Genomic DNA, 7,443 nt, shown 5'->3' on the forward strand with positions numbered 1-7,443 from the left:
CCGCGGAAATCATCATGCTCACCTCCGACCCCGTCGTTATCGTCGCCGCCGCCCGTACGCCGCTGGGGCGTTTCCAGGGTGCGCTATCCGGTCTGGCCGGTCATGCGCTGGGCAGCATCGCCATGCGCGCCGCCATCGCCCGCGCCGGCGTTGCCCCGGACATGGTTGACGAAGTGCTGATGGGTTGCGTGCTTCCGGCCGGGCAGCGGCAAGCGCCGGCGCGTCAGGCGGCCTGGGGCGCCGGACTGCCGCGTGAAGTAGGCGCCACCACCATCAACAAGGTCTGCGGCTCGGGCATGAAGGCGGCCATGCTGGCGCATGACCTGCTCGCCGCGGGCTCGGCACGGGTGGTCATGGCTGGTGGCATGGAGTCGATGACGAACGCGCCTTACCTGCTGTCCAAGGCGAGGGGCGGCTATCGCGTCGGCCACGATCAGATCTTCGATCACATGATGCTCGATGGCCTGGAAGACGCCTATGAACAAGGCCGCCCGATGGGCGACTTCGGCGAGATGGCCGCCGAGCGCTACGGCTTTGATCGCGCCGCCCAGGATGCGTGGGCCATCGAGACCCTGCAGCGCGCGCAGGCGGCGGCACGCGAGCAAGCCTTCGCCGATGAAATCGCGCCGATCGAGCTGCATGACCGCACGGGTACCAGCGTGTTCAAGGATGACGAGCACCCGCAGCGCGTCTCCGTCGAAAAGATTTCCGCCTTGAAGCCCGCCTTCCGCGATAACGGCAGCATCACGGCCGCCAGTGCCTCGGCCAACGCCGATGGCGCGGCTGCCCTGCTGATGACGCGGCGTTCGATCGCAGAACAGCAGGGTTGGCCGGTGCTGGCCATCGTCAAAGGCCACGCCACCCATTCGCACGAGCCTGCGTGGTACACCACTGCGCCGGTACCGGCGATCCGCAAGTTGCTGGCAACGCTGGACTGGTCCATCGACAGCGTTGATCTGTTCGAAATCAACGAAGCGTTTGCGGTGGTGCCGATGATTGCGGCCAAGGAGCTTGGCATCCCGCGCGACAAGATCAATGTGCACGGCGGCGCCTGCGCACTGGGCCATCCCATTGGCGCCACCGGCGCGCGCCTGCTGGTGACCCTGGTGCACGCGCTGCGGCGGGCGAAGTTGCAGCGAGGCGTGGCGTCGCTGTGCATCGGCGGCGGCGAGGCCACGGCGGTGGCGCTGGAGCTGCCCGCCTGAAGCGGGTGCAGGACGGAAGCTGAGGCGGCCCGCGGCCGAGATGAAAGCTCGTTCATCTCGCGCCGGGAAACGAGCGGATTGCCCCGCTTTGGAGCAAGATGGCAACCTTCCCGCGCTCAACGGGTACTTACCGCGGACGCTTGCGCGTTACCCGGCCAGGCTTCCCTCTCCATCACAAGGGCTCCAAGCAATGAAACACTTTCTTGTCCGTTCGCTCGCCATCACCGCCCTGACCCTGGCGACGTCAGCGTTCGCGGCCGCCGGCCAGGGCGATGCCGCGCCCAGCTTCAACGCTCCGGCCAGCAAGGCAGGCAAGACCATCTCGTTCTCACTGGCCGACGCACTCAAGTCGGGGCCGGTGGTGGTCTATTTCTTCCCCTCGGCTTATACCGGCGGTTGCGATATCGAGGCGCATGAGTTTGCGCAGGAGACGGAGAAGTTCAAGGCCGCCGGCGCCACCGTGATCGGCGTGTCGGAGGACAGCATCCAGCGCCTCAACACCTTCTCGTCCGATCCCAACTACTGCGCCGGCAAGTTTGCGGTGGCCTCCGATCCGGACGGCAAGATCGCCCAGTCCTATGGCCTGAAGGTGTCTGCTGCCGATCCCAAGGCCGTCGACGTGCGCGGCGTGGCCATCGACCATGGCTTCATCGAACGCACCACCTTCGTGATCGGACGCGACGGCAAGATCGCTGCCGTGCTTTCCTCGGAAACCGATCACCTGCATCCCAAGGATCACGTGAGCAAGTCGCTGAGCGTGGTCGAGCAGATGAAGAGCCCGAAGGCTCCGTAAGCGCCATGGGTGCGCGGCCAGTGCCGCGCACCTTTCACCGCAGGGCCGCGGCGCTACGAACAGAGCGTCGAGGTGGATGCGCTTGCCACCCGCTTCAGTGAAAGGCGGTATGGAGTGCGGCCAGCAGCAGCGACTCGCTGAATGGCTTGAACAGGCAGTCGACCGCGCCGCGCTTGAGTGCCAGCGTGCGCACGCTTTCATCCCTGCTGGCGGTGATGAAGACGATGGGAATATCCCGCCCGCTTTGCGCCAACACTTGTTGCAGTTCGAGTCCCGACATGCCTGGCATGGCCATGTCCAGAATCAGGCAGCGTGCCGCGCCGACACAGTCCGAACTGAGGAAAGCTTCCGCCGACGGAAAGGCCCGCACCGAGTAACCAAACTCCATCAACAGGTCGGGCAAGGACTCGCGCACGGACTCGTCGTCGTCCACCACCGTAACCAGGGGACCTGCAGCGGTCACAGCTGCCTCGTGTTGCGCGTCGTGCCGGTGGTTGCTGTTTGCGTCGCCGGCTCATCCTGGCTGGCGCGCGGAATGGAAAACCAGAAGCTCACGCCCGGTCCGTCGTTGGGCGCGGCCCATAGCCGTCCCTGATGGCGCTCGATGATGGACTGGCTGATCGATAGTCCTATCCCCATGCCGCCGTCCTTGGTCGTATAGAACGTATCGAACAGTTTGCTCACGCCCTTGGGCCCGAAGCCCACGCCCGAATCGCGTACCGTCAGGCGTACACGGTCGCCGGTGTCGCGTTCGGTGCGGATCACCACCTGCCTGGGACGATCGTCCACCTCGCGCATGGCTTCAGCCGCATTCATCAGCAAGTTGAGGATCACCTGCTGGAGTTGCACGCGATCGCCCATCACCAGCGGCATGTCATCGAGCAGCTCGGCTTTCAACATCACGCGGCTGCTCTTGAGCGTGCTCTGCGAAAGCGCGATGACTTCACGGGTGGCGTCGTTCAAGTTCACCCACTCGGGCACGGTTGCCTTGTTGCTGAAGAGGGCGCGCACGCGGGTCATCACATCGGCCGCGCGATGGCCGTCGCGAATGGTGCGCTTGGCGGTGTCGATGGCTCCCTCGATGCATGGCGGATCGGCAGCCAGCTGGCGCAGGCAGGTGCTTGCATTGGTGATCACGCCTGACAGGGGCTGGTTGACCTCGTGCGCGATCGATGCGGTGAGCACACCGAGGCTGTTGATCTTGGTCATGCTCGCCAGCTCGGCGCGCAACGCGCCCAGGGTTTCTTCCGAAGTGCGTCGCTGGGTGACGTCTTGCACGGCGCCGAGGTACTCGCGTCCGTAGCGGCCTCGCGTGCTGTGGGAAACGATGTGTACGTGCTTGATCGAACCGTTGGGCATCAGCAGGCGTATTTCGTAGTCGTGGTCGTTGCCTGCCGTGCGCGCATCGATCCGCTTGTCGGTCAGCAGCGGCATGTCATCGGGATGCACGCGATCGGTAATCCGCTCCAGCGTGACGGTGCTGCCCTGGGCGAATCCAAAGATGCGATACAGCTCTTCGGAGAAGACGATCTCGTCGCTGTCCAGGCACCAGGAAAAGCTGCCGGTAAGGCTGATGCGCTGGCCATCGGCGAGAAATGCCTCGCTGCGGCGCAGCTTTTCATCGGCGCGCTTGCGGTCGTCGATGTCGATGCTGATGCCATACCAGCGGATGATGCCGCCGTACTCGTTGCGCAGAGGATTGACGCGGAACAGAAACCAGCGGTACTCGCCGTCGCAGCGGCGCAGGCGGGTTTCGATCTCGCCGGGCTCGTGCGAGGCCAGGATGAGCCGCCAGGAGACCGTGAGGTTGTCCACGTCGTCCGGGTGGACGGCCACCATCCAGCCCCAGCCGAGCGCCTGCTCGGCATTGAGTCCGACATAGTCGAGATAGTGCTGGTTGAAGAACTCCGCCGAACCATCGGTGCGCGCCGACCACACCAGCGCAGGTATGGTGTGGATGGTGGCGTGCAGATTGCGCTCGGCGGTGCGCAGGGCTTCCTCCGGCCGCCGCTGGTCGTCGATATCGATCAGCAGATGCAACCAGCAGGCAATCTCGCCGTCGCCATCTCGCCAGGGCATGCCGATCACGTTGAACCAGCGGTAGACGCCGTCTGAGCGGCGGTGGCGACTCTGCACGTTGTAAGTGGAGCCGCTCTCATAGGCCTTGGACTGCGCGCCAAGGATGTAGGGCAGATCGTCCGGGTGCACGACATCGGACGGCTTGAGACTTTTCAATTGCGAGAACGTCTTGCCGAAGTAATCGCGCGTGGCCTGGTTGATGCGCAGCAGTTTGCCCGTGCGCGTCGTGACGGCGGCCGGCACCGGCATGCTGTCCAGCGCAGCGCGCAAATCCGGCAAGGCTTTGGGCACGGCTTGTTCAAGCCGTTTGCGTTGGTCGATGTCGGTGGTGATGCCGCACCATTTTTCCACCCGGCCGGATGCGTCCGTCAGCGGACCCATCCGCAGCAGGAACCAGCGATAGTCTCCGTCGCATTGGCGCATTCGCACTTCGAGCTCCCCCTGGGCGCCGGCAGCCGCCATGGCATGCCAGCCCGCAAGCAGCGCCGAAAGATCGTCAGGATGTATCGCCATTTGCCAGCCCTGGCCCAAGGCCTCATCGAAACCCAGTCCCGTGTACTCGCACCAAGATGCATTGACGAAGTCCGCGCGTCCGTCGGCAAAAGCCGTCCACGCAGGGACAGGGAGCGCGTCGAAGATACGGTTCCACTCGTGTTGCACGACGATCTTCCTCGACGTTTATGCGCCACAGCTCCGAGCGTCGTCCATGGTACTTTGGTGTCGGCGAGCAGCCTCGACGCCTTGCGGGCCTGGGCAGATGGTGGCCGCTGATGCGTGACTCCAGCGTCGACTCGGGAGCGTGGATGTTGGGCTGGGCAATCGCTGGCCAAGCTCGCGCCACAATGTGTGGAGGCGATGTGACGGCGCCCGGCCCAACCAATACCAAAGCTCGATAGACGCTGCACGGGCGACGGGTGCAGCCTCGCGGACGGGTAGGGCAGCGGGCGCCCGTCGGCTTGCCGCGCTGGCGATGAGACGATGGCGCCGGCGCTACTGGGCAAGACCCAAGTAGACGTCCGTACCGCGACGGCGGGTGGCCAGCGTGCGACTAGGATCAAGGTCTGAACATGAAAGCAAACCAGCGCCTGCTGGCCTCCTTGGTGGTGCTTGCCACGGTATTCCTGCTGGCGACGCACGCGCGGGAACAAAGCGACGCGGCGGCACCGGCGCCGGGTGCGATCCACTTGCCTCGTGAAGGCAGCCTCCCGTCGCTCGATGGCGCCGTGGCATGGCTCAATTCGCCGCCACTGACGCCCGCGGCCTTGCGCGGCAAGGTGGTGCTGGTCGATATCTGGACCTATTCGTGCATCAACTCGATACGTCAGCTCCCCTATGTGCGCGCGTGGGCGAACAAGTACCAGAAACAGGGCCTGGTCGTGATCGGCGTGCACGCCCCCGAGTTTGCGTTTGAAAAAGACCCCGACAACGTTCGCCAGGCGGTGAAGGATCTGCGCTTCGGTCCACCCCTGATCACCGCGATCGATAGCCAGCACGCGATCTGGAACGCTTTCAACAACGAGTACTGGCCTGCGCTGTACTTCATCGATGCCAAGGGCGCGATACGCCATCACGTCTTTGGCGAAGGCGAGTACGACCAGTCCGAGCGGGTCATCCAGCAATTGCTGGTCGAGGCCGGTGCCACGCAGGTGAGCCACGACCTGGTGACCGTCGATGCGCGCGGCGTTGAGGCCGCTCCCGACTGGGACGATGTGAGATCGCAGGAAACCTATATCGGCTCCGAGCGCCGCGAGAATTTCGCCTCGACCGGCGCCAGTCGGTTCAGCGAGCGCAATGTCTACGCCAGGCCATCCCTGCTGAATCTCAACCAGTGGGCGCTGGTAGGCGACTGGACAGTGGGCAAGCATTCGGCCGTACTGAACAAGGCCCAGGGACGCATTGCCTACCATTTTCATGCGCGCGACCTGCATCTGGTGATGGGGCCGGCAACGCCAGGCACATCGGTGCGCTTTCGCGTGACCATCGATGGCAAACCGCCCGGCGCCGCCCACGGTGTTGACGTGAACGAGCAGGGCGAAGGTACGGTCACCGGGCCGCGGATGTATCAACTGATCCGGCAGCCCTTGCCGATCTTCGATCACGAGTTCGCGATCGAGTTTCTCGATCCGGGCGCCGAAGCGTTTGTGTTCACCTTCGGCTGAATCGTTTGCTGCATCCGCCAAGAGGAACGCCATGAAGCGCACCGGTTCGACCGATGACATCGACGTCCGCCGCCGCCAGCTGGTGGGTGCCGCGGCTGTCACGCTGGCTGCCACGCAGCTGGGCGTGGCGTCGCTGAGCCATGCGCAACAGGGCAGCACGGATCCCAAGATGCAGGCGCCGGCCAAGGCAGCTGCGCACACTTCGTTTGCGCCGCTCAAGCAGGTCAAGGCGGGCGATCTGAGTATCGGTTATGCCGAGGCTGGCCCCGCCGGCGGACCGGTGGCCTTGTTGCTCCACGGCTGGCCCTACGACATCTACAGCTTCGTGGACGTGGCGCCCTTGCTGGCCGCGGCGGGCTATCGGGTGATCGTTCCCTATCTGCGCGGCTACGGCACCACCCGTTTCATTTCTGACAGCACCATGCGCAACGGCGAGCCGGCGGCGCTAGCGGTCGACATCGTGGCAATGATGGATGCGCTCAAGATCAAGCAGGCGACCATCGGCGGCTTCGACTGGGGTGCACGTACGGCCAATATCATCGGGGCGCTGTGGCCGCAGCGTTGCAAGGCGATGGTATCGGTGAGCGGCTATCTGATCGGCAGCCAGGCGTCCGGCAAGACGCCGCTGCCGCCCAAGGCGGAGCTGCAATGGTGGTATCAGTTCTACTTCGCGACCGATCGCGGCAAGGAGGGCTACGACAAATACCGGCACGACTTCGCCAAGCTCATCTGGCAACTCGCCTCGCCCAAATGGAATTTCGACGACGCCACCTTCGAGCGGTCAGCCGCCGCCTTCGACAATCCCGATCATGTGGCCATCGCGATCCACAACTACCGCTGGCGTCTCGGGCTGGCCCAGGGCGAAGCGAAGTATGACGAGTATGAGCAGAAGCTCGCCGCCGCTCCTGTCATTACGGTGCCCACCATCACCATGGAAGGTGACGCCAATGGCGCGCCGCATCCTGATCCCAGCGCCTATGCAAAGAAATTCACCGGCAAGTATGCGCACCGCGATATCGCCGGTGGCATCGGTCACAATCTTCCGCAGGAAGCGCCGGAGGCCTTTGCCAAGGCGATGATCGATGTCGATCACCTGTGAGTTGTTGCCGCCGGCTATTCGATTGAAATGGCCAACTCCGCCGGGCGCGGAGCTCGCCACGGCTTGCGTGGAAGATGGAGAGAGGGTCACGGGTTTGCTTTGGAGGAG

Annotated in this window: 6 protein-coding genes; 4 read left to right on the top strand and 2 right to left on the bottom strand. The window is 64.4% G+C overall.

The annotated features are described in order from the left end of the window. Nucleotides 1–14: 14 nt before the first annotated feature. A complete protein-coding gene (locus tag AC1DMG_RS07010) occupies nucleotides 15–1,205 on the top strand; it encodes an acetyl-CoA C-acyltransferase (protein ID WP_477175564.1) in 1,191 nt (396 codons plus the stop codon). 190 nt (nucleotides 1,206–1,395) lie between these two features. Beyond that, nucleotides 1,396–1,998, top strand: coding sequence for a peroxiredoxin (locus AC1DMG_RS07015; protein WP_441602217.1), 603 nt, complete (start codon nucleotides 1,396–1,398; stop codon nucleotides 1,996–1,998). 94 nt (nucleotides 1,999–2,092) lie between these two features. Here the strand turns inward: AC1DMG_RS07015 and AC1DMG_RS07020 are convergent, their stop codons facing one another. Beyond that, entirely contained in the window at nucleotides 2,093–2,461 is a 369-nt protein-coding gene (locus tag AC1DMG_RS07020; protein WP_441602216.1) for a response regulator transcription factor, read from the bottom strand. Then, nucleotides 2,458–4,737 carry a PAS domain S-box protein gene (locus AC1DMG_RS07025; protein ID WP_477175562.1) on the bottom strand — a complete coding sequence of 760 codons (2,280 nt, stop codon included), beginning with the start codon at nucleotides 4,735–4,737 and terminating at the stop codon, nucleotides 2,458–2,460. Before AC1DMG_RS07025 ends, AC1DMG_RS07020 begins: the two co-directional genes overlap by 4 nt. 407 nt (nucleotides 4,738–5,144) lie before the next feature. Between AC1DMG_RS07025 and AC1DMG_RS07030 the strand changes: the two genes are divergently transcribed. Then, nucleotides 5,145–6,236: a redoxin domain-containing protein gene (locus AC1DMG_RS07030; protein WP_441602214.1), complete on the top strand. Its 1,092-nt coding sequence runs from the start codon at nucleotides 5,145–5,147 to the stop codon at nucleotides 6,234–6,236. 31 nt (nucleotides 6,237–6,267) lie between these two features. Beyond that, nucleotides 6,268–7,335 carry an alpha/beta fold hydrolase gene (locus AC1DMG_RS07035; RefSeq protein WP_441602213.1) on the top strand — a complete coding sequence of 356 codons (1,068 nt, stop codon included), beginning with the start codon at nucleotides 6,268–6,270 and terminating at the stop codon, nucleotides 7,333–7,335. Nucleotides 7,336–7,443 lie beyond the last annotated feature (108 nt).

Source organism: Dyella sp. 01N36, assembly GCF_056399745.1.

Coding starts and splice junctions, on each gene's coding strand:
- AC1DMG_RS07030 (WP_441602214.1), top strand. CDS start 5,145: ATGAAAGCAAACCAGCGCCTGCTGGCCTCCTTGGTGGTGCTTGCCACG.
- AC1DMG_RS07015 (WP_441602217.1), top strand. CDS start 1,396: ATGAAACACTTTCTTGTCCGTTCGCTCGCCATCACCGCCCTGACCCTG.
- AC1DMG_RS07035 (WP_441602213.1), top strand. CDS start 6,268: ATGAAGCGCACCGGTTCGACCGATGACATCGACGTCCGCCGCCGCCAG.
- AC1DMG_RS07010 (WP_477175564.1), top strand. CDS start 15: ATGCTCACCTCCGACCCCGTCGTTATCGTCGCCGCCGCCCGTACGCCG.